Source organism: Arthrobacter sp. 210 2, from assembly GCF_059093025.1.
Map to the genome: position 1 here is coordinate 42611 of NZ_JBNHIE010000012.1, position 25143 is coordinate 67753.

The 25143-nt window shown below is 65.4% G+C and carries 25 protein-coding genes; 19 read left to right on the forward strand and 6 right to left on the reverse strand.

Annotated features, from left to right (window positions below; all coding sequences use genetic code 11):
* The first annotated feature begins 35 nt into the window (after positions 1–35).
* From AC5RWA_RS18925 to AC5RWA_RS18940, 4 genes are all read left to right on the forward strand, one after another.
* Positions 36–839: a thioesterase family protein gene (locus AC5RWA_RS18925; RefSeq protein WP_494058666.1), complete on the forward strand. Its 804-nt coding sequence runs from the start codon at positions 36–38 to the stop codon at positions 837–839.
* Positions 840–926: 87 nt separating this feature from the next.
* Positions 927–1469, forward strand: a complete 543-nt coding sequence (locus AC5RWA_RS18930; RefSeq protein ID WP_275729996.1) for a PadR family transcriptional regulator — start codon at positions 927–929, stop codon at positions 1467–1469.
* Positions 1470–1474: 5 nt separating this feature from the next.
* Positions 1475–3187: an ABC1 kinase family protein gene (locus tag AC5RWA_RS18935; protein WP_494058667.1), complete on the forward strand. Its 1713-nt coding sequence runs from the start codon at positions 1475–1477 to the stop codon at positions 3185–3187.
* 205 nt (positions 3188–3392) lie between these two features.
* Positions 3393–4142 (forward strand): lipoate--protein ligase family protein, encoded by a 750-nt coding sequence (locus AC5RWA_RS18940; RefSeq protein WP_494058668.1) that lies wholly within the window; start codon positions 3393–3395, stop codon positions 4140–4142.
* A gap of 36 nt (positions 4143–4178) precedes the next feature.
* Here AC5RWA_RS18940 and AC5RWA_RS18945 read toward each other — a convergent pair whose 3' ends face one another.
* A complete protein-coding gene (locus tag AC5RWA_RS18945) occupies positions 4179–4436 on the reverse strand; it encodes a mycoredoxin (RefSeq protein WP_079596246.1) in 258 nt (85 codons plus the stop codon).
* A gap of 147 nt (positions 4437–4583) precedes the next feature.
* On the opposite strand from AC5RWA_RS18945, the gene AC5RWA_RS18950 reads away from it, so the two are divergent.
* A complete protein-coding gene (locus AC5RWA_RS18950; RefSeq protein ID WP_395929743.1) occupies positions 4584–5327 on the forward strand; it encodes an SOS response-associated peptidase in 744 nt (247 codons plus the stop codon).
* Positions 5328–5370: 43 nt separating this feature from the next.
* Here AC5RWA_RS18950 and AC5RWA_RS18955 read toward each other — a convergent pair whose 3' ends face one another.
* On the reverse strand, positions 5371–5793 hold the full coding sequence (locus AC5RWA_RS18955; protein ID WP_494058669.1) for a VOC family protein: 423 nt from the start codon (positions 5791–5793) through the stop codon (positions 5371–5373).
* A gap of 19 nt (positions 5794–5812) precedes the next feature.
* Between AC5RWA_RS18955 and AC5RWA_RS18960 the strand changes: the two genes are divergently transcribed.
* A complete protein-coding gene (locus AC5RWA_RS18960; protein ID WP_079596243.1) occupies positions 5813–6133 on the forward strand; it encodes a chorismate mutase in 321 nt (106 codons plus the stop codon).
* A 26-nt stretch (positions 6134–6159) separates the two neighbouring features.
* Here the strand turns inward: AC5RWA_RS18960 and AC5RWA_RS18965 are convergent, their stop codons facing one another.
* Positions 6160–6549 carry a hypothetical protein gene (locus AC5RWA_RS18965; RefSeq protein ID WP_079596242.1) on the reverse strand — a complete coding sequence of 130 codons (390 nt, stop codon included), beginning with the start codon at positions 6547–6549 and terminating at the stop codon, positions 6160–6162.
* A 170-nt stretch (positions 6550–6719) separates the two neighbouring features.
* Here AC5RWA_RS18965 and AC5RWA_RS18970 point away from each other — a divergent pair, with 170 nt between their 5' ends.
* The 6 genes from AC5RWA_RS18970 (at position 6720) to pdxS (ending at position 14954) form a co-directional block, all read left to right on the forward strand.
* Positions 6720–7058: a DUF6504 family protein gene (locus AC5RWA_RS18970; RefSeq protein ID WP_275729983.1), complete on the forward strand. Its 339-nt coding sequence runs from the start codon at positions 6720–6722 to the stop codon at positions 7056–7058.
* The gene (locus AC5RWA_RS18975) at positions 7055–10543 is read left to right on the forward strand and encodes a DNA polymerase III subunit alpha (RefSeq protein WP_494058670.1); all 3489 of its coding nucleotides are present in this window, start codon (positions 7055–7057) and stop codon (positions 10541–10543) included. Before AC5RWA_RS18970 ends, AC5RWA_RS18975 begins: the two co-directional genes overlap by 4 nt.
* Before the next feature lie 116 nt (positions 10544–10659).
* Positions 10660–12669 carry a threonine--tRNA ligase gene (gene thrS, locus AC5RWA_RS18980; RefSeq protein ID WP_494058671.1) on the forward strand — a complete coding sequence of 670 codons (2010 nt, stop codon included), beginning with the start codon at positions 10660–10662 and terminating at the stop codon, positions 12667–12669.
* A 16-nt stretch (positions 12670–12685) separates the two neighbouring features.
* Positions 12686–13273: an HIT family protein gene (locus AC5RWA_RS18985; RefSeq protein WP_079596238.1), complete on the forward strand. Its 588-nt coding sequence runs from the start codon at positions 12686–12688 to the stop codon at positions 13271–13273.
* Positions 13263–13886 (forward strand): phosphatidylinositol phosphate synthase, encoded by a 624-nt coding sequence (gene pgsA, locus AC5RWA_RS18990; protein ID WP_494058672.1) that lies wholly within the window; start codon positions 13263–13265, stop codon positions 13884–13886. Before AC5RWA_RS18985 ends, pgsA begins: the two co-directional genes overlap by 11 nt.
* Positions 13887–14027: 141 nt before the next feature.
* Positions 14028–14954: a pyridoxal 5'-phosphate synthase lyase subunit PdxS gene (gene pdxS / locus AC5RWA_RS18995; RefSeq protein ID WP_115525730.1), complete on the forward strand. Its 927-nt coding sequence runs from the start codon at positions 14028–14030 to the stop codon at positions 14952–14954.
* A gap of 158 nt (positions 14955–15112) precedes the next feature.
* On the opposite strand, the gene AC5RWA_RS19000 is transcribed toward pdxS, so the two are convergent.
* Positions 15113–17128 (reverse strand): M3 family metallopeptidase, encoded by a 2016-nt coding sequence (locus AC5RWA_RS19000; RefSeq protein ID WP_494058673.1) that lies wholly within the window; start codon positions 17126–17128, stop codon positions 15113–15115.
* An 85-nt stretch (positions 17129–17213) separates the two neighbouring features.
* Here AC5RWA_RS19000 and AC5RWA_RS19005 point away from each other — a divergent pair, with 85 nt between their 5' ends.
* The gene (locus AC5RWA_RS19005) at positions 17214–18500 is read left to right on the forward strand and encodes a CapA family protein (protein ID WP_494058674.1); all 1287 of its coding nucleotides are present in this window, start codon (positions 17214–17216) and stop codon (positions 18498–18500) included.
* Between the two features lie 4 nt (positions 18501–18504).
* Here the strand turns inward: AC5RWA_RS19005 and AC5RWA_RS19010 are convergent, their stop codons facing one another.
* Both AC5RWA_RS19010 and AC5RWA_RS19015 read right to left on the reverse strand, forming a co-directional pair.
* On the reverse strand, positions 18505–19182 hold the full coding sequence (locus AC5RWA_RS19010; RefSeq protein ID WP_494058712.1) for a type 1 glutamine amidotransferase: 678 nt from the start codon (positions 19180–19182) through the stop codon (positions 18505–18507).
* Between the two features lie 68 nt (positions 19183–19250).
* A complete protein-coding gene (locus AC5RWA_RS19015; protein WP_494058675.1) occupies positions 19251–20543 on the reverse strand; it encodes a MurT ligase domain-containing protein in 1293 nt (430 codons plus the stop codon).
* Between the two features lie 89 nt (positions 20544–20632).
* Between AC5RWA_RS19015 and pdxT the strand changes: the two genes are divergently transcribed.
* The 6 genes from pdxT to yajC all read left to right on the forward strand — a co-directional run bounded on the left by pdxT (position 20633) and on the right by yajC (position 25140).
* On the forward strand, positions 20633–21343 hold the full coding sequence (pdxT, locus tag AC5RWA_RS19020) for a pyridoxal 5'-phosphate synthase glutaminase subunit PdxT (protein WP_494058676.1): 711 nt from the start codon (positions 20633–20635) through the stop codon (positions 21341–21343).
* Positions 21344–21346: 3 nt separating this feature from the next.
* Positions 21347–22102 (forward strand): YebC/PmpR family DNA-binding transcriptional regulator, encoded by a 756-nt coding sequence (locus tag AC5RWA_RS19025; protein WP_079596230.1) that lies wholly within the window; start codon positions 21347–21349, stop codon positions 22100–22102.
* A gap of 32 nt (positions 22103–22134) precedes the next feature.
* The gene (gene ruvC, locus AC5RWA_RS19030; protein ID WP_079596229.1) at positions 22135–22713 is read left to right on the forward strand and encodes a crossover junction endodeoxyribonuclease RuvC; all 579 of its coding nucleotides are present in this window, start codon (positions 22135–22137) and stop codon (positions 22711–22713) included.
* Between the two features lie 88 nt (positions 22714–22801).
* Positions 22802–23446 carry a Holliday junction branch migration protein RuvA gene (ruvA, locus tag AC5RWA_RS19035; protein ID WP_494058677.1) on the forward strand — a complete coding sequence of 215 codons (645 nt, stop codon included), beginning with the start codon at positions 22802–22804 and terminating at the stop codon, positions 23444–23446.
* Positions 23439–24527, forward strand: a complete 1089-nt coding sequence (gene ruvB / locus AC5RWA_RS19040) for a Holliday junction branch migration DNA helicase RuvB (protein WP_079596227.1) — start codon at positions 23439–23441, stop codon at positions 24525–24527. Before ruvA ends, ruvB begins: the two co-directional genes overlap by 8 nt.
* Positions 24528–24738: 211 nt before the next feature.
* Complete coding sequence (yajC, locus tag AC5RWA_RS19045; RefSeq protein ID WP_079596226.1) at positions 24739–25140, forward strand: preprotein translocase subunit YajC; 402 nt, start codon at positions 24739–24741, stop codon at positions 25138–25140.
* Positions 25141–25143 lie beyond the last annotated feature (3 nt).

A 25143-nucleotide genomic window follows, 5' to 3' on the forward strand; every position in this document is an offset into this window, starting at 1 on the left:
GTGCCAATTCACTGAGATCCGCCGAAAGGTCACCGTTGACTGAAGAGCTTCCCGAACTGGCGCACGGCAATGCCTACTACCAGAACCTGGGCGGTGGCCGCTTCCGCTCCACCATCCACGCGCAGGGCGCCTGGAACGTCCACGAGCAGCACATGGCACCCGCGTCCGGCCTGATGGCTGACGCCCTGGAACGGCACGAGCCGCGGGCGGACATGCGGATGGCACGCCTGAGCTACGAGATCCTGGGGCTGATCCCCGGCGGCGGGTTCCACATCGAAACCTCCACCCTCCGGCCCGGGCGGACCATCGAGCTGTTGCAGGCCGAACTCGTTGCCGACGGCCGGACAGCCATCCGCGCCACGGCGTGGCGGATGATCACCAGCGATACCGCCGCGGTGGCAGCCATCGAGGACACGGCCATTCCCGGGCCCGACGACTGCAAACCCTATGACGGTTCCGCCGTTTGGCCCGGCGGCTACATCAGGTCCCTGGAGATGCGCGTGGCCGAAGGGCACCGGCCGGGGGCCGGCAAAGTCTGGCTCCGCACCGACCATCCGTTGACGGACCGGAACGACAGCAGCGACCTGGCCCGGCTGATGGGGCTGGTGGACACAGCCAACGGCATCGCCGCCCGGGTTCCGCCCGGCAAGGACAGCTACGCCTTTCCCAACCTGGACCTGCAGATCCACATGTACCGCCGCCCGGAGGGGGAGTGGCTGGGCCTGGACAACGCCGTGTCCTTCGGCCGGGACGGGATTGGACTGACGTCAACGGTCCTGCACGACCGGCAGGGCCCGTTCGGCCGCGCCGAGCAGATCCTGACGCTCCGCAGGACCTGACTCCTCTGACGGCCGCCCCGCCGGGCCTCCCCGGTTGTATCGTTAAGTATCGTTGTATATCGTTCGCGATTCACAGAGGAGACCATCATGCGTGGCTCGTACCCGGCGTATGGATTCGGCGGCACCAATATCGACGGCCTGTGGCAGGCTGTGGACGAACTGCGTTCCCGATTCGAGAAGCGCGCCGGCACCCGCGCCGGCAAGGGCGAAGTGCGGGCGGCGGTTCTGGCCCTGCTGGCAGAGCGCCCCATGCACGGCTACCAGATCATCCGCGAAATTGAGGACCGGAGCGGCGGCAGCTGGAAGCCGAGCGCGGGCTCCGTCTACCCCACGCTTCAACTGCTGGCCGACGAGGGCGTCATCAGTGCCGAGGAGTCCAACGGCCGCAAGATCTACAGCCTCACCGAAGCCGGCCGGGAGGAAGTTGCCCGCGACCACCCATCGGCTCCATGGGACGCAGCAGGCCCCCACGGCGGAGCCGAGTTCATGTCCCTGCCCAAGGCAGGCGTTGAGCTCGCCCAGGCAGCAGCGCAGGTGAACCGCACGGGATCACCCGAACAGGTGAGGCAGGCCGTGGCGGTCCTCGAGGAGGCACGCCGCCGGATGTACTCGATTCTCGCCCAGGACTGACGCGGGTGCCGTCCATCCCCCGGGGCCGGTCCGCTCCGGCACCGGGCGCGGGAAACACCCGTGCCCGCTACCGCCGCATCCTCCGGTTCGCTGCCTGGCACCTGGCAATCACCTGGTGGTTCGAACTGTTCCTCCCCAGGATCGGGCTGGCCAGGGTTGCCGCACGGACGCGTTCGCCGAGGATGCAGCGCTTCGCCCGGCGTTTCCATGTCCTGGCCGTGGACCTGGGCGGCCTGATGATCAAGGTGGGCCAGTTCCTGTCATCCCGGCTTGACGTTTTGCCACCCGAGATCACCGAGGAGCTCGAGGGCCTTCAGGACGAGGTTCCGCCGGTCCCTTTCCCCGCCATCCGCGCCCTTGCCGAGTCCGAGCTGGGATTCCCGCTTGAGCGGGCGTTCGCCATGTTCGAGGTAACTCCGCTCGCCGCCGCATCCCTGGGCCAGGCGCACCGTGCACGGCTCCTTCCTGACGACGCCGATGAGTTCGGGATCAAGGACGTTGTGGTCAAGGTGCAGCGTCCGGGGATTGACGCGATCGTCGACGTCGACCTGGCCGCGCTGCGCAGGGTGGCCGGATGGCTCAGCCACTTCCGGTTTGTCTCCGAGCGTGCCGACATGCCCGCCCTGCTGGAGGAATTCGCGCAGACCAGCTTTGAGGAAATCGACTACCTTCACGAGGCTGCCAGCTCCGAGCGTTTCGCCGCCGATTTTGCCGGCGACGTCCGAGTGCAGGTGCCCCTGCCCGTCTGGGAGCGGTGCACCCGCCGCGTCCTCACCCTCGAGGATGTCACGGCCATCAAGATCACCGATGTGGCTGCGCTTCGTGCGGCCGGCATCGACCCCGCGGCGGTGGCTCCCGTCTTCGCCGCGGTCATGTTCGACCAGCTGTTCACCAACGGCTTCTTCCACGCCGACCCCCACCCCGGCAACATCTTCGTCACCCCCGCACCTGCCGGCGCCGGGGAACACCCGTGGAAACTGACGTTCATCGATTTCGGCATGATGGGCGAGGTCACAGCCTCAGCCCGCACCGGCCTGCGCAGGCTCCTGATCGCTGCCGCAGCCCGTGACGGCAAAGGACTCGTTGCCGCCATCCGTGACGTGGGCGTCCTGGTACCGGCGGCCGACACCGTGGAGCTGGAGCGGGCAATGACGCATCTCTTCGCCCGGTTCGGTGGGATGGGTTTCGCGGAACTCCGCGAGGTGGATCCACGCGAGTTCCGTGACTTCGCGGTGGAATTCGGCGACGTGGTCCGTTCCCTGCCATTCCAGCTGCCGGAGAACTTCCTGCTCATCATCCGCGCAGTATCGCTGACCTCGGGGGTGTGCAGCTCCCTGGACGCCCGCTACAACCTCTGGGACTCGGTGGAACCGTACGCTGCCCGGTTGCTGCGTGACGAGCGCGGCAACATCGTGCAGGACGCCGCCCGGCAGGCGATTGACGCCGGGGGACTCGCCCTTCGGCTGCCCGGGCGGCTGGACGGCCTCATCACCCGGGCTGAGGAGGGGAACCTCGCTGTTGCCAACCCGCGCCTTGAGCGGCAGGTTGCCCGGCTGGACCGCACGGCCCGCCGTTCGGCGTCGGCCGTGGTCTTCGCTGCCCTTCTCATTGCGGGGGCCCTGATACGGGCGGATGACTCCGCAGTGGGCAACCTGCTGATGGCAGCGTCCGTGGTCCCGCTGCTCCACGGCCTGTGGGTGGGGCGCCGCGGCCTGTGATGCGGGGGGCTGAACCGTGTCGAACACGATGCCGCGATGTAAATGACCTGGAAGGCTACGGCGTAACCTAGGTGGGGCTTGTCCGCCGGCAGCTCCCCGAAATGGCTGCGGTAGAACGGGGCCGAGTTTGAGCCAGACGGCGTCAATCACGGCGAACGCCGCGGCAACAACAAGGAACAGCAAGACCACAAGGGAGCCTAGCAACATGCATGACGCCGGACCGGGACCCCGCACACTGACAGTGGTGCGGCAGGAAGCCTCGCTGGGAGCAGGCCGTGACCTGGAATTCGGGCTGGAGCTCCTGGCCCGGGCCAAGTCCGGGGAGATCGGGCCAACCCTGCGGCTCTACCGGCCCGCCCCCACCGTCGCCTTCGGCCAGCGCGACACCCGCCTGCCGGGATTCGAAGCAGCCGCGCAGGCATGCAGGGACAACGGCTTCGAGCCGCTGGTGCGCAGGGCCGGGGGACGCGCCGCCGCCTACCACCAGGGGACCCTGGTGGTGGACCACATCGAGCCGGACCCGGATGCCATTGCCGGCTCCAAGACCCGGTTCGGGCACTTCGGGGAGTTGTTTGCCCAGGCGTTGCGCAGGGCAGGGGTACAGGCGGCTGTCGGGGAAATACCCGGTGAATACTGCCCCGGAGAGTTCAGCGTTCACGGCACTGATCCCGCCCGCCCGGCGCACCGCGTGAAACTCGTGGGCACGGCCCAGCGGGTGGTTGCCGGCGGGTGGCTTTTCAGTTCAGTGATCGTGGTGGAAAACTCCGCACCGATACGGAAAGTCCTGACCGACAGCTACGCAGCCTTGGGGCTGGAGTGGGACCCTGCCACGGCCGGGGCGGTGGACGACCTGGTTCCCGGCGTGAATGTGGAGGCCGTGGTGGATGCAGTCCTGCAGACGTATGCGGGCCATGCCACCCTGGAAACTGCTTCCTTCAGCAGCCTGGGGGCATGACCCGCAACGGTTCGAACGGCCGGGCGGCCGCGGTGGTTATGCTGCCAGGCGCGTCTTGACCTCGGCGGCGGAGGGGTTGGTGGCGGCTGTGCCGTCCGGGAACAGGACCGTGGGAACGGTGCGGTTGCCGCCGTTCAGCTGCTCCACGAGTTCGGCCGTGCCCTCCACTTCCTCGATGTTGATCTCGGTGTACCCGATGCCCTGCGCGTCCAGCTGCTTCTTGAGCCGGTTGCAGTAACCGCACCAGGTGGTGGAAAACATGGTGATGGTGCCGGATTCGGGAGTGAAGTCCACAGAATTCTCCTCTGCGTCGATGTAGGTTTCGTTCCTGTCAACGGTAGCGCGCCGCCCGGTATTCCCCCTGCCCGGAGGTCCCGGTGCCGCCTGGATGACAGTATGTGGCGCCGATGGCATGCTGGAGCCATGTGTGGACGCTATGTGATGGCACGTGCCGTGGGGGACCTCCTGGCAGAGTTCGACGCCGAGCTGGAGGACGAGGTGAGCATCCCGCCCTCCTGGAACGTGGCGCCCACCGATGATGTCCCGATCGTCCTGGAACGGCTGATCGACGACGGCCCGGCCCGTAAGCAGGTACGCCAGCTGCATGTTGCAAAGTGGGGCCTGGTCCCTTCCTGGGCGAAGGATCCCGGCATCGGGTCACGGATGATCAACGCCAGGAGCGAATCGGTGCTGGAGAAGCCGGCCTTCCGCAAGGCCGTGCAGTCCCGGCGCTGCGCCGTACCGGCAGACGGGTACTACGAATGGAAGCAGGGCCCCGGGAAATCGAAGCAGCCCTACTACGTGCATCCCGGAGAGAACCGGGGCCTGGTCTTTGCCGGGCTCTACGAATGGTGGAAGGACCCGTCCGTCCCAGCCGGGGAACCGGGGCAATGGCTGCTGTCCACGTCGATCCTGACGACTGATACGCCGCCTCCGGGCAGTGAGTCGACGGTCTTCGGAAAGTTGACCGCACTGCATGACCGGGTCCCCCTGCCCATGGACAAGGCGACCATGCAGGCCTGGCTCGATCCCGACGTGGACGACGCCGCCGGGCTGGTGGACCTGGTGCGGTCGGGGGTCAAGGACGTGGCAGCGGACTGGCGGGTGGAGTCCGTGGGCAAGGAGGTAGGCAACGTGCGCAACAACGGGCCGGAACTGATCCAGCCGGTGGAGGCCCTGTTCTAGCAGGCCGGGCTTATCCAGCAGGCCATGCGGCGCTGCCGCCGGCCTATACGGTGACCGCGCCGCCGTCGTCCACTGCCCAGGTGGGGTTGTACGCAACTTCCCAGCGGAAACCGTCGGGGTCGGCGAAGTAGCCGCTGTAGCCGCCCCAGGGCTGCGTCACCGGCTCGGCGATGATGGCGGCCCCCGCTGCTGCTGCCTCCGCCATGACCCGGTCCACCTCTTCCGTGCTGGCAAGGTTGTGGCTCAAGGTGATGCACGGCACCGGACCCGGGGCGCTGACGCCCGCCTCGGCCTGCATTTGCCGGGCGTCCCACAGGGAGAGCACCAGGCCGTGGTTTACCTGGATGAAGACGACGTCGCCCGGGACCTCCTGGTGGACCGGCCAGCCGAGGCCCTCAACATAGAAGGCGCGGGACGCCGGGACGCTGCGGACACCTAATGAGATGAAGTCGACTCGGGGCTGCATGCTTCGATACTGTCAGACGATGGCAACAATTCAAGGAAACGATAGAGACGCTTTGGCCGACAAGGAACAGCTCGCTGCCGTCCGGGTTGCTGTTGACGAAGTGGATGAGCAGATTGTCACCCTCATCGCCCGCCGCGAACGGCTGATCCGCATCGCCGGAACCCTGAAGGGCGACGACGCTGAAGTCCGCGCGCCGGGGCGGGTGGAACGGATCATCGAGCATGTCCGGTCCGCGGCCGAAAAGAAGGACATCGATCCGGACATCGTCGAATCGACCTACCGCGCCATGATCTCCGGCTTTATCGAGCTCGAGATGCGGGTCCACAAACAAAACAGCTGACCCTTTACAGGTCAGCTCACGCCTTCTTACAGTGCTTCATCCACCGGAACGCCGGACTGGAATTCCCGGCCGTCCGCCTCGCTGAAGCCTGTCATGACGTGTGACTTTCCGAGCCCATTGATGGCCGCGAGGGGAAAATGGCCGGTGATGGAGTTCTCTGAGTGGGTTACGCCCGAGAGGTCGTAGTTCTCTTCCGTGCTTTGCTCGTGGCTGAACGAGTAGAAGGCGATGGGTTCGCCGTTCATGAATTCAATGCCGAGCCGCCGCTGGGAGGAGTAGTCCGGGCTGGCCGCAACAAGCCCCACCACGTAGGCGCCGGAGCCTGGAATAGTGCCGTCCAGATCGAAGGTGGCCACCAGGGTTGAGTCCTGGGCTTTGATGCTGACCTGCTTGAGGAGTGCGTCTTTGGTGTCCATGGCACAATCCTGCTCCCTGGCGTACGGTCCGTCCACCCCTGTGCTGAGGAAACGGAGGAAGCCGGCGAGGCTTCCTTGCCCACCTGTGGATGCGTTGGCCGGGAACCCGGCGTAGACTGGATATATTCGAATAAATATTCGAATAGTTTCAGTTTCACCGGGAGGCGCCCATGGGCATGTTCAGCGAATCCGTTGATGTTGCCTGCGCTCCTGACGGCCAACCGGTAAGCCTTACCTGGTCAGGGCGTTCCTACACTGTCTGTGCTGAACCCGTCCGCTGGTATGAACGCCGGCAATGGTGGGATGAAGTCAGCCGGGCACCGCTTGGAAGCGGGCAGGGAGTGGTTGACCACGAGATCTGGCGTGTCCAGGTACTGCCGGTTGACGGCCGCGAACGCACCGGCAGGGAGCAGGACGAACCGCTCACCCTCGACCTCACCCGGCACATTGGCAGCGGCCGCTGGCGGCTGCTGCGGATCCATGACGGCCTCCGACCCACAACAGCATGAGCTTTACGCATCTTCACGTCTCCACGGCGTTCAGTGCCCACTATGGAGTCTCCTGGCCGGAAGAACTTGCCCAAAGCGCGGCAGCTGACGGTGCCACAGCGCTCGCCTGCACTGACCGCGACGGCCTGTACGGGACCATTAAGCACCTCAAGGCATGCATGGCGGCAGGAATCGATCCCATTGTGGGGGTGGACCTTGCAGTCTTTGACGACGACGGCGATCACCGCACCCAAGTGGCGGGCAGGGTGGTGGTGCTTGCACGCGGCCATAACAACGGGGCAGGGTACCGTGCCTTATGCCGGCTGGTCTCTGATGCCCATGCCCGGACCTCCGGGAAGTCCGGGGGAGCCGTACCGGTGGCTGTCACGCGCGCCGAGCTTGCCTCCCGGACCCTTGACTACCACACACTCAAGCCGGTATTGACCGTCCTGCTCGGGCCGGATTCGGACGTCGGCCTGGCCATGGGAGGGCGGAGATACCTCCGGCCCCGGACACTGTTCAAGCAGTGGCTGGACGTCATGCCCGGCGGGACCGTGGTTGCCGAGATTGTCTCGCAGCTAAGTCCCCCAGGTTCCCCGCTGAGTACCTCCCACGCTGTGCGTATGCTCCGGCTCGCCGAGGAACACCACATCCCGGCGATCCTGACCAACGCCGTCAGGTACTGCGCCGCGGATGGAGCGCCCACTGCCGATGTGCTTGACTCTGCCCGCACCCTGAAGTCCCTGCCGGAACTTGCCAGGGAGCCCCTGCTGCAGCCCACCGGCCAGGGATGGCTGAAAACATCGGCCCAGATGCTCCAGCTTGGCAAGGAGATCATTTCCGCAGCAGGATTTGGCGCCGCAGACCTCAAACAACTGATGACCCAAACCGAGGCGCTCGCCGATCTGTGCCGGATCGATCCCACTACGGACATGGGGTGGAAACAACCGGTGGTTCCGGAGGCTTCGGTGATCGGGATCAACCAGGACCCCCATGATGAACTGGTCCAGCGTTGCCACGCCGGAATCGGCAGGAGGTTCCCCGGGATAAGCGGAGCCGGGGAGAGGGCCATGCTTACCCGGCTGGAGCATGAACTGGGCATCATCCGGAATCTTGGCTTTTCCTCCTACTTCCTCACCGTCGCTGAAGTGTCACGGATGATCCAGGAGATGGGCGTCCGTGCTGCTGCCCGGGGATCGGGGGCTTCCAGCCTGGTGAATTACCTGATTGATGTCAGCCAGGTGAACCCCCTCCAGCATGACCTGATCTTTGAACGCTTCCTTTCCCAGGACCGTGCCACTCTTCCGGACATAGACATCGACGTCGAAAGCGCGGAGCGCCACAACGTGTACCGGCGGATTTTCGAGAGGTTCGGTTCCGAACGGGTCACGCTGATGAGCATGCAGAACGGCTACCGCGCCAGGGGTGCCGTGCGCGACGCCGGAATGGCGCTGGGCATGGACGACGGCGAGGTAGGGGAGATTGCCAAGCAGTTGTGGCGGTTCTCGGCCGGAAAATTCCGGGAGGCGCTGCAGGAAAAACCTGAACTGCGGGAGTTTGCCGGAAGGGTTGAGCGGCGCGATGCTGCCGGAAACCAGCAATTGGACCTGCTGGTTGACCTGACTGAACGCCTTGACCGGCTGCCCCGCCACATTTCCATGCATCCCTGCGGCGTGATCCTGGGTGATGCCACCCTGCTGGACCGCACCCCGGTCCAGCCCAGCGGTCTCGGGCTGCCCATGAGCCAGTTCGATAAGCACGACATGGATCCCATGGGCATGCTCAAGCTCGATGTCCTGGGTGTCCGGATGCAAAGTGCCATGGCTTTTGCTGTCCGGGAGATCATCCGCATCCATCCCTCGAAGGAGGACGTGGTGGCTGCCGGGAACCATTCTCCCGGGCAGGGCGGGTCGGGACCTGACTACATCGCGGACAACGGCCACATCGACCTCAATGCAGTGCCCCTGGATGATGAAGCCACGTTCGAGCTGATCAGGAGCACGCACACCCTTGGCTGCTTCCAGATCGAATCCCCGGGCCAGCGTGAACTGATCGGCAAGATGGCGCCGCGGGAGTTCAATGACCTCATCATCGATATTTCGCTGTTCCGTCCCGGGCCCATGAAATCTGACATGGTTCGGCCCTTCCTGGAACACCGGCACGGATTCGCCCCCGAGGTCTACCCGCACCCTCTCCTGAAGCCTGTTCTTCAGGAAACCCACGGGGTGACGGTTTTCCACGAACAGATCCTCAGGACATTCGACGTGATGACCGGCTGCGGGCTTGCGAAGGCCGATGAGTTCCGCCGGGCCCTCAGCAGCGAGGATGGCGAATCCCAGGTTGAGGAGTATTTCCGCAAGCACGCAAAGGCCAAGGGCTTTTCCCCCGACGTCATCGACAAAGTATGGGAAACCCTGAAGTCCTTTGCCAGCTTTGGGTTCTGCAAAGCGCACGGAGCTGCCTTCGCTGTCCCCACCTACCAGTCAGCATGGTTGAAAGCGCACCATCCCGAGGCATTCCTTGCAGGATTGTGGGAGCACGATCCCGGGATGTACCCCAAGCGGCTGCTGGTGGCGGAAGCCCGAAGGCTTGGCATCCCGATCCTTCCCCTGGACATCAACCTGAGCAAAGCCGAATACCGGGTGGAACGGGTCAGGTCAGGGCAGGATGCCGGCAAGCTGGGGATCCGGCTGAGCCTTAATGGGATTTACGGGCTCTCAGCAACGGAGTTGAAAAGAATCGTCGCAGGCCAGCCCTACGACTCCCTGGCAGACCTTCGGGCACGGTCAAGAATCAGTAAGCCGAGCATCAAGCGGCTGGCGCAGCTTGGCGCCTTCGATTCCCTGCACCGGGAGGCGGGAGGCACGGCCAACCGGGCTGACCTGGTGCACCATCTGCAGAAGCTCCAGGCAACCAGCATCAGCAAAAAGGGGGTTGAAGTCCTTGAGGGGCAACTGTCCCTCCCGCTGGGCGATGTTGAACTGCGCAACGTCAGCCCGGGGCTGCCGGCACCCACGCTGGTGGACAATGTCAGGGCGGAGCTTGACCTGATGGCGGTTGATGTCAGCTCGCATCTGATGGACAGCCACCGGCCCATGCTGGACAGGCTGGGCGTCATCACTGCAGACAAACTCCTTGGCCTGCGCAACGGCACGGAAGTGCTGGTGGCCGGCGTGCGGGTTGCAACCCAGACGCCTCCCATGAGGGGCGGCAGGAGGGTTGTCTTCATCAGCATCGACGACGGAACCGGATGCATCGATTCGGTGTTTTTCCACGAAGCGCAGGAAAAAGCCGGCATGCTCCTGTTTGGCACCCGGCTGCTGTTGATCCGGGGCACCACGCGCCGGACGGGCCCCCGGGGGATCAGCCTGAGCGCCAGCATGGCCTGGGACCTGAGCAGGACCGAAACCCTGCCGTTTCCGGACCCCTCCACGCCCGGGCAGGATGTGCCCCACCCCCTGGACGGGATCAGCAGGAGCCTCGCCATCACGGGATTTAACGGCTGAGCATGCCGTGCGCCGCGTTGGTCGGCCCTCAGTTGAACCGATAGCATTGACGATGGCTGGCTGTGGTCCCCGTACGCCACAAGCTATGAAGCCTTAACTTTGAATAGGAGACACCCGTGTCAGATGCCCAGCAGATCACCCTTCTCGTCGATGGCGAAGAGACCAAGGTGACTACCGGGACAACCGGTGCGGAACTCTTCTTTGAGCGCCGCGACGTTGTTGTGGCCCGCGTTAACGGCGAGCTGAAGGACCTGGACCAGGAACTTCCGGAGGGCGCCGACGTCGAAGGCGTCACCATCGATTCCCCCGACGGGCTGAACGTGCTCCGCCACTCCACCGCCCACGTCATGGCCCAGGCCGTCCAGCAGCTGCGCCCGGACGCCAAGCTCGGAATCGGGCCTTACATCACGGACGGCTTCTACTTCGACTTTGACGTCGCGGAGCCCTTCACCCCCGAGGACCTCAAGACCCTCGAAAAGATGATGCAGAAAATCATCAATCAGAACCAGAAGTTCGTCCGCCGCGTGGTCAACGAGGACGAAGCCCGCGAGGCCATGAAGAACGAGCCCTACAAGCTCGAGCTGCTGGGCAAGAAGAACGAGGCCGCCGAAGCCGGCGAAGGCGTCAACGTCGAGGTCGGCGCAGGCGACATCACCATTTACGACAATGTGGAACGCAAGGAAGGCACCACCGTCTGGTGCGACCTCTGCCGCGGCCCCCACCTGCCCAACACCAAGCTCATCTCGAACGCCTTCGCCCTGACCCGTTCATCCTCCGCATACTGGCTGGGCCACCAGAAGAACCAGCAGCTGCAGCGGATCTACGGCACGGCGTGGCCCACCAAGGATGCCCTCAAGGCCTACCAGGAGCGGATCGCCGAGGCCGAACGCCGCGACCACCGCAAGCTCGGCTCCGAACTGGACCTGTTCTCGTTCCCTGACGAGCTGGGTTCCGGCCTGCCTGTGTTCCACCCCAAGGGCGGCATCATCCGCAAGGAGATGGAGGACTACTCGCGCCAGCGCCACGTCGAAGCCGGCTACGAGTTCGTCTACACCCCCCACATCACCAAGGGCCACCTGTACGAGGTTTCCGGCCACCTTGACTGGTACAAGGAGGGCATGTTCCCCGCGATGCGCGTCGACGAGGAACTCAATGCCGACGGCACCATCCGCAAGCCGGCGCAGGACTACTACCTGAAGCCGATGAACTGCCCCATGCACAACCTGATCTTCAGGTCCCGCGGGCGCTCCTACCGCGAGCTTCCGCTGCGACTGTTCGAGTTCGGGTCCGTCTACCGGTACGAAAAGTCCGGCGTGGTGCACGGCCTCACCCGGGTGCGCGGCATGACACAGGACGACGCCCACATCTACTGCACCCGCGAACAGATGAAGGACGAGCTCACCAAGACGCTGAACTTCGTACTGGGCCTGCTCAAGGACTACGGGCTGAACGACTTCTACCTCGAACTCTCCACCAAGGACCCCGAAAAGTACGTCGGCGACGACGCCACCTGGGAGGAAGCCACCAGGACCCTCGCCGAGGTGGCCCAGGAGTCAGGGCTGGAACTTGTCCCCGATCCGGGCGGAGCAGCTTTCTACGGTCCCAAGATCTCCGTGCAGGCAAAGGACGCGCTCGGCCGCACCTGGCAGATGTCCACCATCCAGCTGGACTTCAACCTGCCGGAACGCTTCGAACTCGAATTCCAGGCGGCCGACGGCACGCGGCAGCGGCCCGTCATGATCCACCGCGCCCTGTTCGGCTCCATCGAGCGGTTCATGGGCGTGCTCACCGAGCACTACGCCGGTGCCTTCCCCGCCTGGCTGGCGCCCGTCCAGGTGGTGGGCATCCCCGTGGCGGAGACGTTCAACGAGTACATGTTCGACGTCGTCGACCAGCTTAAGGCGGTTGGCATCCGCGCTGAGGTGGACACGTCCTCGGACCGCTTCCCGAAGAAGATCCGTACTGCCAGCAAGGACAAAATTCCCTTTGTCCTGATCGCCGGCGGCGACGACGCCGAAGCCGGTGCCGTGTCCTTCCGCTTCCGTGATGGAAGCCAGGACAACGGCGTGCCGGTTGCAGAGGCAGTCAAGCGGATCACGGAAGCCGTCCGTAACCGGACCAGCTAGGGAACGGAACAGCACCGTGCAGGAGAACACAGGCGCCGGGTATCCAGGTGATGCCGGCGTTACCGACGACTTTGACCTCGCCGGTGTCCCGGACGCCTTCCAGCGCCTGTGGACTCCGCACCGCATGGCCTACATCAAGGGCGGGCAGCACCAGTTCAAGAATGAAGATGACTGCCCTTTCTGCGTGGGGCCCGGCCGGACCGATGAGGACGCACTCATCGTTTACCGCGGGAAGACCTGCTACGTGGTGCTGAACCTCTTTCCCTACAACCCCGGGCACCTGCTGGTGTGCCCCTACCGGCACATCCCGGACTACACGGACCTGACGCTGGAGGAGACGGCGGAGTTCGCCGAGCTTACGCAAACGGCCATGCGGGTCCTGCGGAAGGTGGCGAATCCGGGCGGCTTCAACCTCGGCATGAACCAGGGCGTGGTGGGCGGCGCCGGGATCGCCGCCCACCTGCACCAGCACATCGTTCCGCGCTGGGGCGGGGACGGGAACTTCTTCCCCATCATTGCCCAGACCAAGGCCATCACCCAGACCCTCGACGAGGTCCGCCAGCAGGTGGCCGACGCCTGGCCCGGGGAGACGGATGCTGAATAGGCACGCCCGCGGTTTTTTCACCGCCCTGTTCACTCCGCTTGCCCGCTGGCTCCTGAAGATTGGTGTTTCGCCCGACGCTGTGACCATCATCGGTACGGCCGGTGTGGTGGTCGGGGCCCTGGTGTTCTACCCGCTGGGGCAACTCTGGTGGGGAACACTTTTCATCACGGCTTTTATCTTCTCCGACGTCCTGGACGGCATCATGGCCAGGATGCAGGACGTCAAGAGCCGCTGGGGAAACTTCCTCGACTCCACCCTCGACCGGATCGCCGACGGCGCGCTCTTCGCGGGGCTGGCCGTGTGGTTCTTCACCGGCGGCGCTGATACCCCTATCGCCATGGCCGCCATGGTCTGCCTTGTCCTGGGCATGGTGGTTTCCTACGCCAGGGCCAAGGCGGAGTCGCTCGGGTTCACGGCCAATGTGGGGATAGCCGAGCGCGCCGAACGCCTGGTTTCGGTCCTGGTGGTGACCGGGTTCACCGGACTGGGCCTTCCATCGGTGGTGCTGCTGGTGACCCTGGTGCTGCTCGCGCTGGCAAGCTTCGTCACCGTGGTGCAGCGCGTGGTTTCCGTCCGCAGGCAGGCCCAGGCGGAACCGTCACCGGCTGATTAAGCATGATTAAGCCGGCCGGCCGCGGGGGGACTAGTATTAGGACTGCCCGGTCAATGGATCCGGCAAATCCGTGTGTGCACAGTCCGGCACTTGCCGCCTGCACGCCCGGCGAAGGTCATCTATCTACCCATAGGGGTTTTTGTGTCTACACCTGATGTAAGCAGCGAAGCCGGTTCGTCCGCGAACAGCGTCACGGGCAGCAGCCGCGTGAAGCGGGGCATGGCTGAGATGCTCAAGGGCGGCGTCATCATGGACGTCGTCAACGTCGAACAGGCCCGCATCGCCGAAGACGCCGGTGCTGTTGCTGTGATGGCGCTGGAACGCGTTCCGGCCGATATCCGTGCCCAGGGCGGCGTGTCCCGCATGTCCGATCCGGACATGATCGACCAGATCATCGATGCGGTCTCCATTCCGGTCATGGCCAAGGCCCGGATCGGCCACTTCGTCGAGGCCCAGATCCTGCAGTCCCTGGGCGTGGACTACATTGACGAGTCCGAGGTCCTGACCCCGGCTGACTACGTCAACCACATCGACAAGTGGAACTTCACCGTTCCCTTCGTCTGCGGTGCCACCAACCTCGGTGAGGCGCTGCGCCGCATCAACGAGGGCGCGGCAATGATCCGCTCCAAGGGCGAGGCCGGCACCGGCGACGTCTCCAACGCCACCGGGCACATGCGCCAGATCCGCTCCGAGATCGCCAAGCTCGCTGCGCTGCCCGAGGACGAACTCTACGTCGCGGCCAAGGAACTGCAGGCCCCGTACGAACTGGTCAAGGAAGTCGCCGCTGCCGGCAAGCTTCCGGTGGTGCTGTTCACCGCCGGCGGCATCGCCACCCCGGCCGACGCCGCCATGATGATGCAGCTGGGCGCGGACGGCGTGTTCGTCGGCTCCGGCATCTTCAAGTCCGGCAACCCGGCCCAGCGTGCGGCCGCCGTCGTGAAGGCCACCACCTTCTACGATGACCCGGACGTCATCGCCAAGGCCTCCCGCGGCCTCGGTGAAGCCATGGTAGGCATCAATGTCGACGAGATCCCCCAGCCGCACCGCCTCGCCGAGCGCGGCTGGTAATTTCTCTTCCTTACGGCAACAAACCGCGACGGCGGCGAGTCACCTTTGCTGGTGACTCGCCGCCGTCGTCGTTGGTTGAGCTTGTCGAAACCTGTCGATTGCTCCGTAACTGTCGTTACCAAGCCCGAAAACGACAGTTACGGAGCAATCGATTCGGACTACTCGAGGCCGCGGCGCTTTAGCAGCGGTTCCAGTCTTGCTTCGCGGCCGCGGAGGGTTCGGAAGGAGTCCAGCGGGTCACGGCTGTTGCCTTGGGACAGCAGCTCCCGGCGGAAGCGTTCGCCGTTGGCGCGGGTGAGGCCACCGTTCTCGGTGAACCAGTCCACCGTCTCGGCGTCCAGCACTTCGCTCCAGATATAGGAGTAGTAGCCGGCCGCGTATCCGGCACCGGCAAAGATGTGCTGGAAGTAGCCCGTCCGGTACCGCGGCGGAATCAGGGGATGGGCAATGCCCGCGGCGGCGAGGGCCTTCGCCTCAAACTCCAGCGCGTCCTCCGGCACATTGCCGGGCTCCAGCACATGCCACGCCAGATCCAGCAGCGCGGCGCCCAGGTACTCCGTGGTGGCGAAGCCTTCACCCCACAGCCGGGATTCGTTGAGCCGCTCCACAACATCCCGGGGAAGCGGCTCGCCCGTGGCGTGGTGCCGGGCATAGTTTGAGAGCACTTCCGGCCACATGATCCACATTTCATTCACCTGCGACGGGTACTCCACGAAGTCGCGGGGCACGGACGTGCCGGAAAACCGCGGATACGTGACGTTGGAGAAGAGACCGTGCAGGGCATGCCCAAATTCGTGGAACGCCGTGCGGAGCTCGTCCAGGGTCAGCAGTGTGGGTTCGCCGGCCGGCGGCTTGGAGATGTTCAGGTTGTTGATGACCACGGGCCGGGTCCCGAGCAGGGCTGACTGGTCCACCAGGGAATTCATCCATGCTCCGCCACGCTTGGACTCCCGGCTGTAGTAGTCGCCCAGGAAGAGGCCCAGCCCGCTGCCGTCCTCGTTGCGGACCTCCCAGACCCGGACGTCCGGGTGGTAGCCGGCCAGGTCCGTCCGCTCATGGAACGTAATGCCGTACAGGGACGTCGCGGCAAAGAACACCCCATCGGTCAGGACCCGGTCCAGCTCAAAGTACGGGCGGAGCGCCTGCTCATCGACGTCGTACTTTTCCCGGCGGACCCTGGCCGAATAGTAGGCCCAGTCCCAGGCCTCCAGTGGATGCCCGGCAACGTCTGCCAGCGCAGCGGCCTCGGTGTCCGCGTTACGGACAGCTGCCGGTGCCAGCCGGTTCAGCATCGACTGGACGGACCCGAAGTCCGGTGCGGTCTGGCGGTCCACCACCAGCTCGGCGTAGTTGGCAAAGCCCAGGAGGGAAGCCTTCTCCGCCCGCAGGCCGGCCATGGACCGTGCCAGATCAAGCACGTCAAGGCTTCCCCCGCTGCTGCCGCGGGCCACCGAAGCCTCAAAAAGACGACGGCGGACGTCCCTGTCCTCGAGCGCTGCCAGGGCCGGCTGATTACCGGGCTGGATGAGTGTGAGCAGGAATTTGCCCTCATGGCCCGCCGCCCGGGCCGCTTCGGCTGCGGCGGCAACATCATCCGCCGGCAGGCCCGCGAGTTCCCCGGCGCTGTCCAGGAGCAAAGCCGCGGACTTCATGCCTTCCTTGACCCGCTGGCCGAATTCGGTACCGAGGCGGGCAAGTTCGGCATTGATCGCCATCAGCCGTTCCCGTCCGGGATCGTCGAGCTGGATGCCGGACTGCCGGAACTCCTTCAGATACTCCTCCACCAGGCGGGCGGACTCGGGGTCACACGCGGACGCATCAACCGCCGAAAACCTCTCGAACAGGGCCCGGTTCAGGAAGATCTCGTCCTGGTGCGCCGAGAACCGGGGTGAATATTCGGTCTCGAGGGTGCGGATCTGCTCCGAAGCATCTGCGGACACCAGCGTGAAGAATGCCGCGGCTGCACGCTCCAGGAGCCGCCCGGACCGTTCCATCGCCACCACTGTGTTGTCGAAGTCTGCCGGTGCCGGATCGTCCACGATCGCCCGGATTTCGGCCAGATGTTCGGCAAGCCCGGCCTCGAGGGCTTCCGAGTAATGCGAGGCATCAATCGCGTCAAAAGGCGGAAGCCCGTACGGCAGGGGACTGGGGACCAGAAGGGGGTTCGTCGTCATGGGGTAAACCTTTCACAGCAAGGCACGCTTCTCAATGTGGGGAAATATCACCCCCCGGGGCGCTGACCTCTTTAGAATGGCGGCTATGGGGACCGTAGCCGGCAAGGCGCCGGGGCGCATCAGCGCCCGCGCCTTGGCGATGTCATTGGCCGGAGCACTGTGGCTGACCGGTGCGCTGGCAGGCTGCGGGCTGCTCGCCGAGCAGGACGGGACTCCGTCCGCACCGGCGGGTTCCCCCTCCGCCGTAACAGCGCCGGTGGCAGGGGCAGCGTCCGGTACCACCCCGCCAGCCACGCCCACGCCCACTCCCACGCCCGGAAAGGGCCCGGACTGCCCGGTCCTCCGCTGTACGTCCGTGCTGGTCACGGGAGACATGCTGGTCCACGCCGAGCTCTGGCAGCAGGCACAGCAGGACGCCGCTGCCGCCGGCAAGCCAGGCCTGGACTTCGTGCCCCTGCTGGAGGGCCAACGCCGCTACATCAACAACAGCGACCTTGCCATCTGCCACCAGGAGACACCCGTGGCGGTCCCGGAGGGGCCTTTCTCCGCCTACCCATCCTTCAACGTCCCGCCCCACATCATCACAGCCTCCAAAGCGGTGGGCTACCAGGCGTGTACCACGGCGAGCAACCACACCATCGACCGCGGCACGGACGGGCTGCTGCGGACCCTCGACGCGCTGGACGCCGCGGGCCTCAAGCACACAGGCTCGTACCGTACGGAAACGGAATCCCAGGGGATTTTGATCCTGCAGACACCAGCCGCAAAAGTGGCTGTCATCCAGGCCACCTATGGGCTCAACGGGCTCGTTGCGGAGCACCCCTGGCAGGTGGACATGCTGGACGCGCCGGCCATGATTGCCAAGGCCGAAAAAGCCCGGGCACTGGGTGCGGATATCGTTCTGGGAGCCATGCATGCGGGGGACGAGTACGCCAGCCAACCGAACATGCAGCAGCAGGACGTGGCGCACGCCCTGGTGGACAGCGGGCAGTTCAACCTGATCTACGGGCACCACACCCACTCGGTACTGCCGATCGAAAACTACAAGGGCACCTGGATCGTGTACGGGCTGGGCAACGGCGTCACCGAGCTCTCACCCTGGCATGTGGTCAACAATGAGGGCCTGCTGGTCCGCGCCCAGTTCGGCCAGGATGCTTCCGGCAGGTGGGCTGCCACGGACCTCGCCTGGGCGCCCTCAGTGATGGTCCGCGACCCTTACCGGTGGTGCTCGGTGGCCGCGGACGCGCCGCAAGGACCGTGCGCGGGACCGGAAGCCGACGCCGCAACCCGGCAGCGGACGGTGGCCGTAGTGGAGTCGATGGGCGCGCCGGCCGCCGGCGCGCACGAACTCCTCATCACCCGCGGGCCGTAACAGCTCAGCGCGGCCGGCGCGCCGCGTGCTCCCTCGCCAGTTCAGCGAACCGGTCATCCGGCTGGCCGGGCTCAAACGTTCCGAACTTCCGTTCAGCTGCGGTGCGGATCAGGAAATCGGCAATGGCAGGGTTTTTCGGCAGCAGCGAACCGTGCAGGTAACTGGCCACGATGTTGCGGTAGCGGGCTCCTTCGTGACCGTCGTTGCTGTTGTTGCCGGTCCCCTTGGCCACGGTGCCGAGCGGACGGACCCCGCTGCCGAGTGTCGTCTGGCCGCTGTGGTTTTCGTAGCCGAGGACTTCACCGAACTCGGGCGTCGATACCTTGACGTTTCCGATCAGGCGTTCGTCGGTGCCGTGGGTTTCCACGTCAAGGATGCCGATGCCGGGGATCACGGCGCCTGTGCGGGTCTTGAAAAACCGGCCAAACAGCTGGTACAGCCCGCAGATAACCAGCATGGGAGCGCCGTCCTCCGCCAGGTCCTTGAGAGCGCCGGCCCTTGACTGCAGGTCGTCCTGGATGACCAGCTGGCCGCTGTCCTGGCCGCCGCCGCCCACGATGATGTCCACGTCATCGGGAAAAGGATCACCGACGTTGTATTCGAGCAGTTCGGGCGTGTACCCGTGCCAGCCGATGCGCCGCTGCAGGACCAGGGCGTTGCCCCAGTCGCCGTAGATGTTCATGTCGCGCGGGTAGAGCTGCACCACCCGGAGGGTGCCCTTGCCCTCAGCCGCGGCGGGTGTTTCAGTGCTCAAGAGACAACCTCCACGGTGGTGATTTTGGACAGTTCACGGCGGATGGCCAACATGGCGGTGTAGGTGCAAAAGATGCGCTTGGGCTTGCCTTGGGCCTCCCGGATGAACGCAGCCAGTGCCGGCGCGATCTCCGGCTGCACGGCGCCGGTGCGGACGTCGTCGTATTGCAGCCGGAGCGCCATGTCATACGCCCGGGATCCGGTCAGCTGGTCCACGCCCTCCTCGCGGAGGGAGTCGAACTCCACGTCCCACAGCCATGACATGTCGCGGCCGTCGGCGTAATTGTCATTGATGGCGATCATCGTGGCGTAGCCGCCGGCGGGGAAGGACTTGAGGCCCAGCCGGAAACCGCTGGGGTTCTTGACCAGCACCAGGTCCAGGGGCTGGCCGTCCACCGTGAGGCTTTCGCCGCGGCCGAAGGCAGGCGCAACCTGGGACAAGGCCTCCAGCAGGGATTCGTGGTCCGCAGTTGCCGCTCCGCTTCCGCAGATGCTCCGCGCCAGGGTCAGGGCAGCGGCCGCGTTGAAGATGTTGTACACCCCCCGGAGCTTCATTCCGGTGGTGACCGTGACGCCGTCGTACTCAAAGTCGGCGCTGTCCGCGCCAACCTTTCGGAGTACGACGTCGGCGGCGGGCTTTTCCGGAAGCCACGCCGGGGCGGGGCTTCCGGGGGCAGCGCGCATGTCGTCGTCGTTGGGGAACGTCCCCAGCAGCGAATCGTCCAGGCCGAAGTACCTGACTTCCTGCCCGGTGAGGGTCTCGGCGATCCTGGCCACCCGGGGGTCTTCACGGTTGAGAACAACCGTCCCGGTGGTCTTGGCGGCGATGTGCTGGAGCAGCTGCGCCGTCTTATCGATTTCACCAAACCGGTCCAGCTGGTCGCGAAGGACGTTAAGCAGGAGGCAGTAGCGCGGGGGCACGCTGTTGACGAAGTGGACGGCGTGCGCCTCATCCAGCTCCAGGACCGCGATATCGGCTTTAAGCCTGCCCCGCCAGTCCACCTCGCCCAACAGGGCAGCGGCGACGCCACGCGTGAAGTTGCTGCCGGTGCGGTTGGTGAAGACCTTGAGACCCTGGCTCTCCAGCAGTTCCACCACCATTTTGGTTGTGGTGGTTTTGCCGTTGGTACCGCTGACGACGGCGACACCGTGGGGGAGGGTGCTGAGCGTCCGCCGCATGAAGCCGGGGTCGATTTTTTCGACCACCAGGCCCGGCAGGGCGGAACCGCCGCCCCGGAGCCGGGACGCCCGGCGGACCAGCTTGCCGAGCGGAACACTGAAGGAAAACATGATTCGAATATATCCCAGCAGCGGCATGCAACCGCCGCCGGGGTGCTTCCCCGACGGGCAGAAGTGCGCGGTCCCCGTATGCTGGATGGATGACAAATTCCCTTTCAGCTGCTTCGGCGCGCCTTGGCGCAGGCCTGCGGATCGGCGTGCTGGCGCTCCAGGGCGATTTCCGCGAGCACCTTCGGGCAGCGGAGGCATCCGGCGCCGAGGGTGTCAGCGTCCGCCGTCCCAAGGAACTGGACGGACTGGACGGACTGATCATTCCCGGCGGCGAATCAACGGCGATCGACAAACTGGCCCGTGCCTTCGACCTGGCGGAACCGCTGCGGGAGCGCATTGCCGAGGGACTGCCCGTCTACGGATCCTGTGCAGGCATGATCCTGCTGGCCTCTGACATCGCCGACCCCGCCACTGACCTCGCCGGCCATCCGCAGCAGACATTCGGCGGCCTGGATATCACTGTCCGGCGCAACGCCTTCGGCCGCCAGCGTGAGTCCTTCGAGGCGGACCTTGAGTTCAAGGGCCTGGATTTCAGCGCCACGGATTCGAGCGTCGCCCCGGTCCACGCCGTCTTCATCCGCGGGCCGTGGGTGGAACGGGTTGGCCCGGACGTGGAAGTCCTGGCACAGGTGGAACCGGCCGACCCCGAGCACGCGTCCCACGCTGTCCCGCTGCCCGGGACGGCTAGAATTGTTGCAGTGCGTTCCGGCCACCTGCTGGCCACCTCCTTCCACCCGGAAGTGACTGGCGAAAAACGCGTACACGAACTTTTTATCCGCATGATCAGAGGAGAAGCGTAAAGCATGTCAGGCCACTCCAAATGGGCGACGACCAAGCACAAGAAGGCGATCATTGACAGCCGCCGCGCAAAGTCGTTCGCCAAGCTGATCAAGAACATTGAAGTTGCAGCCCGGATGGGCGGCCCGGACCTCGCGGGCAACCCCGGCCTGGAACTGGCGGTCACCAAGGCGAAGAAGACGTCCGTCCCCAATGACAACATCGACCGCGCCATCAAGCGCGGGGCCGGCCTCACCGGCGAAGTGGTGGACTACACCGAGATCATGTACGAAGCCCGCGGTCCGCAGGGCTCTGCCCTGCTGATCGAGTGCCTGACGGACAACAAGAACCGCGCCGCCTCCGAGGTCCGCCTCGCTATCTCGCGCAACGGCGGCACCATCGCCGATCCCGGCTCCGTCAGCTACCTCTTCACCCGCAAGGGCGTGGTGAACCTGCCGAAGAACGGACTCAGCGAGGACGACGTCCTGATGGCGGTCCTGGATGCCGGCGCCGAGGAAGTCAAGGACAACGGCGACACCTTCGAAATCCACTCCGAGCCCGGCGACCTGCCTGCCATCCGAGAGGCGCTGAAGGAAGCCGGCATCGAATACGACACCGACGAGGTGGAGTTCGTGCCGTCCATGCAGGTGGAGCTGGACGTCGACGGTGCCCGCAAGTTCCTCAAGCTCGCCGATGCCCTTGAGGACCTCGACGACGTGCAGAACGTCTACAGCAACGCCGACCTCACTGACGAAGTCCAGGCCGCCCTGGAATCCGAGTGACGTTTGGCCTTGCCTGCTGAAGTCCTGCGCCCGTGACGCTGCGCGTACTGGGCGTGGACCCCGGCCTCACCCGCTGCGGAATCGGTGTGGTGGATGTCGAACGCAACAGGCGGGCCACCATGGTTGCGGTCGGTGTGGTGGGAACCTCCCCGGAAGAGACTCTTGACCAGCGCCTCCTCGTGATCGCCCTGGCCATCGATGAGTGGCTGGACCGCTACGAGCCGCAGGTGCTCGCCGTCGAACGCGTCTTTTCCCAACTCAATGTCAGCACCGTAATGGGCGTGGCCCAGGCGTCCGGGGTGGTGATCGCCGCCGCGGCCCGCCGCGGGATTCCCGTTGCCCTGCACACACCGTCCGAGGTCAAGGCGGCAGTGACAGGCAGCGGTTCGTCCAACAAGGACGCGGTCACCAAGCTGGTCACCAAGATCCTCCGCTTGGACGCCCCGCCACGCCCCGCCGACGCCGCGGACGCCCTCGCCCTTGCCATCACCCACGCCTGGCGTGCTGGCAGTGGCGCATCCGTGGCCACCACGGGCCCCGGGAGTTCATCGCTCACTCCGGCGCAGCGGGCATGGGCAGAGGCTGAAGCCAAGGCGCGGCGCGCACGCTGAATGTCCCTGCCCCTTGCTAGGGTATTCGTAAATATGTTCGGATAGCCGGCTCTTTACCAGAAGCCCGGCAGACACCAGGAGCCCGGCTTTGATCAGTTTCCTCCGCGGAACCGTAGCGCACGTAGGCCTGTCCACGGCCGTGATTGACCTCAACGGTGCCGGGATGAGCGTCTACGCCACCCCGCAGACCCTCAGCGGCCTGCGCACCGGTGAGGAAGGAAAGCTGTTCACCTCCCTGATCGTCCGGGAGGATTCCCTCACCCTTTTTGGTTTCGCCTCCGACGATGAACGCGAAGTGTTCGACGTGCTGCTCAGCGTCAGCGGAGTGGGCCCCAGGCTGGCGTTGGCTGTCCTGGCAGTCCATGATCCCGAGGCCATCCGGGTTGCAGCCCACACCGGCGACAGCAAGACCTTCACCAAAGTTCCCGGCATCGGTCCCAAGGTGGCAGGCCGGATCGTGCTGGAACTGGCCGGAAAGCTCGTCCCGCACGGCACCGCCGGTTCGGCGGCGGCGCCCACCGCCGCCGAAGCCGCCTGGAAGCCGCAGGTGGTTGCAGCCATGACCAGCCTCGGCTGGTCTGAAAAGGACGCGTCAGCCAGCATCGACAAGGCGTTGGCGGACGATCCCGAGGTCTCCTTCCGCGGCAACGTCCCGGAGATTCTGCGGACCACGCTGCGCTGGCTCGGCCAGGACGGGGCGCGCGCCGGCAACCGTGTAGGCAGCCGTGGCTGAACCGTCCCTGGTGGCGGCGGGGGAGGAGCCGGAGGAACGTGCCATCGAAGCCGCCCTCCGGCCCAAGAACCTGCACGACTTCGTGGGCCAGCACCGGGTGCGGAAACAGCTCTCGCTGGTTCTGCAGGCATCACGCATGCGGGGCCGCAGCGCAGACCATGTGCTGTTCTCCGGGCCGCCCGGCCTGGGCAAGACCACCCTTGCCATGATTGTCGCGTCCGAGATGAACGCCCCCCTGCGCATCAGCAGCGGTCCCGCCATCCAGCACGCCGGCGACCTCGCGGCCATCCTCTCCTCGCTGTCCGAAGGCGAGGTCCTGTTCCTCGACGAAATCCACCGTATGTCCCGCCCGGCCGAAGAGATGCTCTACATGGCCATGGAGGACTTCCGGGTGGACATCGTGGTGGGCAAGGGCGCCGGCGCCACGGCCATCCCGCTGGAACTGCCCCCGTTCACGCTGGTGGGTGCAACAACCCGTGCCGGGCTGCTTCCCGGGCCGCTGCGCGACAGGTTCGGCTTCACCGGACACCTGGAGTTCTACTCCGTGTCCGAACTGGAGCTCGTCCTGCGCCGCTCGGCCGGGCTGCTGGACCTGAAGGTGAACTCCGCCGGCTTCACCGAAATCGCCGGCCGTTCACGCGGAACGCCCCGTATCGCCAACAGGCTGCTGCGCCGCGTCCGGGACTGGGCGCTGGTCCATGGCATCGAACAAATCGACGCAAGGGCAGCCTCCGCTGCCCTGGACATGTACGAGGTGGACAAGAAGGGGCTGGACCGCCTGGACCGTTCGGTGCTTGAGGCGCTCATCACGAAATTCGGCGGGGGACCAGTGGGGCTTTCCACCCTGGCCATCGCCGTCGGCGAAGAAACCGAAACCGTGGAAACGGTGGCCGAGCCCTTCCTGGTCCGTGAAGGGCTTCTTGGCCGCACCCCGCGGGGCCGGATCGCCATGGCCCCGGCCTGGACGCACCTCGGCTATGCCATCCCGTCCGGTGTCTTTGCACAGGAGCAGCTGGACCTGTTCGACCCCGGGACGGGCAGCGACGAAGCGGCAGGGGATTGGGCTCCGGAAAGCCAATAGCAGGCTCCCTTCAGCTTTTCCCTTTAGACTGGTATGACGCCCGGCACGTTCGGGTCTCTGTTTCGTGGGTGGCACCGGCCCCCTGCGTCGCTGGGGAAGGAACCGGTCAGGCCTCTGCCTGCCTGAGGGTCCTGCCCCGGCCGGAGCGAAGCCGATGTTGCTGGAAATTCAGCTAGCTAAAAATAAAAGGACGGAATTCCCCTTGGATCTAATGTCAATTCTCCTGTTCGTCATGCTCGGCGTGTTCATCTTCATGATGTTCCGCCGCAACAAGAAGACGCAGCAGCAGCAGGCGGAGCTCCAGTCGAAGTTCGCCCCGGGCGTCGACGTTATGACCAGCTTCGGCCTCTTTGGCCGGATCGTGAGCATTGACGAGGCCGAGAACAAGGTCACCCTTGAGCTTTCCCCCGGCAACCTGGCCACCGTGCACCGCCAGGCCGTCACCAAGATCGTGGAGCCGGCCGCAGTACCGGTGCCGGAAGCCGAATCGCCCGCCGTGCCCGACGATGCCTCTTCCCTCACCGTCCAGGACAGCGGAAGCACCGCTGTGCCGGCGGAGACGCCGGACGAAACCCTGAAGCGACTCAACGACGAGGGCAAAAAGGACATCTAGTCC

Excerpts from the sequence above, each read along its gene's own strand:
- AC5RWA_RS19000 (WP_494058673.1), bottom strand. The coding sequence starts at position 17,128 with ATGACGACGAACCCCCTTCTGGTCCCCAGTCCCCTGCCGTACGGGCTT.
- AC5RWA_RS18970 (WP_275729983.1), top strand. The coding sequence starts at position 6,720 with ATGGGCATGTTCAGCGAATCCGTTGATGTTGCCTGCGCTCCTGACGGC.
- pdxT (WP_494058676.1), top strand. The coding sequence starts at position 20,633 with ATGACAAATTCCCTTTCAGCTGCTTCGGCGCGCCTTGGCGCAGGCCTG.
- AC5RWA_RS19015 (WP_494058675.1), bottom strand. The coding sequence starts at position 20,543 with ATGTTTTCCTTCAGTGTTCCGCTCGGCAAGCTGGTCCGCCGGGCGTCC.
- pgsA (WP_494058672.1), top strand. The coding sequence starts at position 13,263 with ATGCTGAATAGGCACGCCCGCGGTTTTTTCACCGCCCTGTTCACTCCG.
- AC5RWA_RS18960 (WP_079596243.1), top strand. The coding sequence starts at position 5,813 with ATGGCAACAATTCAAGGAAACGATAGAGACGCTTTGGCCGACAAGGAA.
- AC5RWA_RS18940 (WP_494058668.1), top strand. The coding sequence starts at position 3,393 with ATGCATGACGCCGGACCGGGACCCCGCACACTGACAGTGGTGCGGCAG.
- AC5RWA_RS19025 (WP_079596230.1), top strand. The coding sequence starts at position 21,347 with ATGTCAGGCCACTCCAAATGGGCGACGACCAAGCACAAGAAGGCGATC.
- AC5RWA_RS18950 (WP_395929743.1), top strand. The coding sequence starts at position 4,584 with ATGGCACGTGCCGTGGGGGACCTCCTGGCAGAGTTCGACGCCGAGCTG.
- AC5RWA_RS19010 (WP_494058712.1), bottom strand. The coding sequence starts at position 19,182 with ATGAACATCTACGGCGACTGGGGCAACGCCCTGGTCCTGCAGCGGCGC.
- yajC (WP_079596226.1), top strand. The coding sequence starts at position 24,739 with ATGTCAATTCTCCTGTTCGTCATGCTCGGCGTGTTCATCTTCATGATG.
- AC5RWA_RS19005 (WP_494058674.1), top strand. The coding sequence starts at position 17,214 with ATGGGGACCGTAGCCGGCAAGGCGCCGGGGCGCATCAGCGCCCGCGCC.
- AC5RWA_RS18930 (WP_275729996.1), top strand. The coding sequence starts at position 927 with ATGCGTGGCTCGTACCCGGCGTATGGATTCGGCGGCACCAATATCGAC.
- AC5RWA_RS18965 (WP_079596242.1), bottom strand. The coding sequence starts at position 6,549 with ATGGACACCAAAGACGCACTCCTCAAGCAGGTCAGCATCAAAGCCCAG.
- AC5RWA_RS18975 (WP_494058670.1), top strand. The coding sequence starts at position 7,055 with ATGAGCTTTACGCATCTTCACGTCTCCACGGCGTTCAGTGCCCACTAT.
- AC5RWA_RS18955 (WP_494058669.1), bottom strand. The coding sequence starts at position 5,793 with ATGCAGCCCCGAGTCGACTTCATCTCATTAGGTGTCCGCAGCGTCCCG.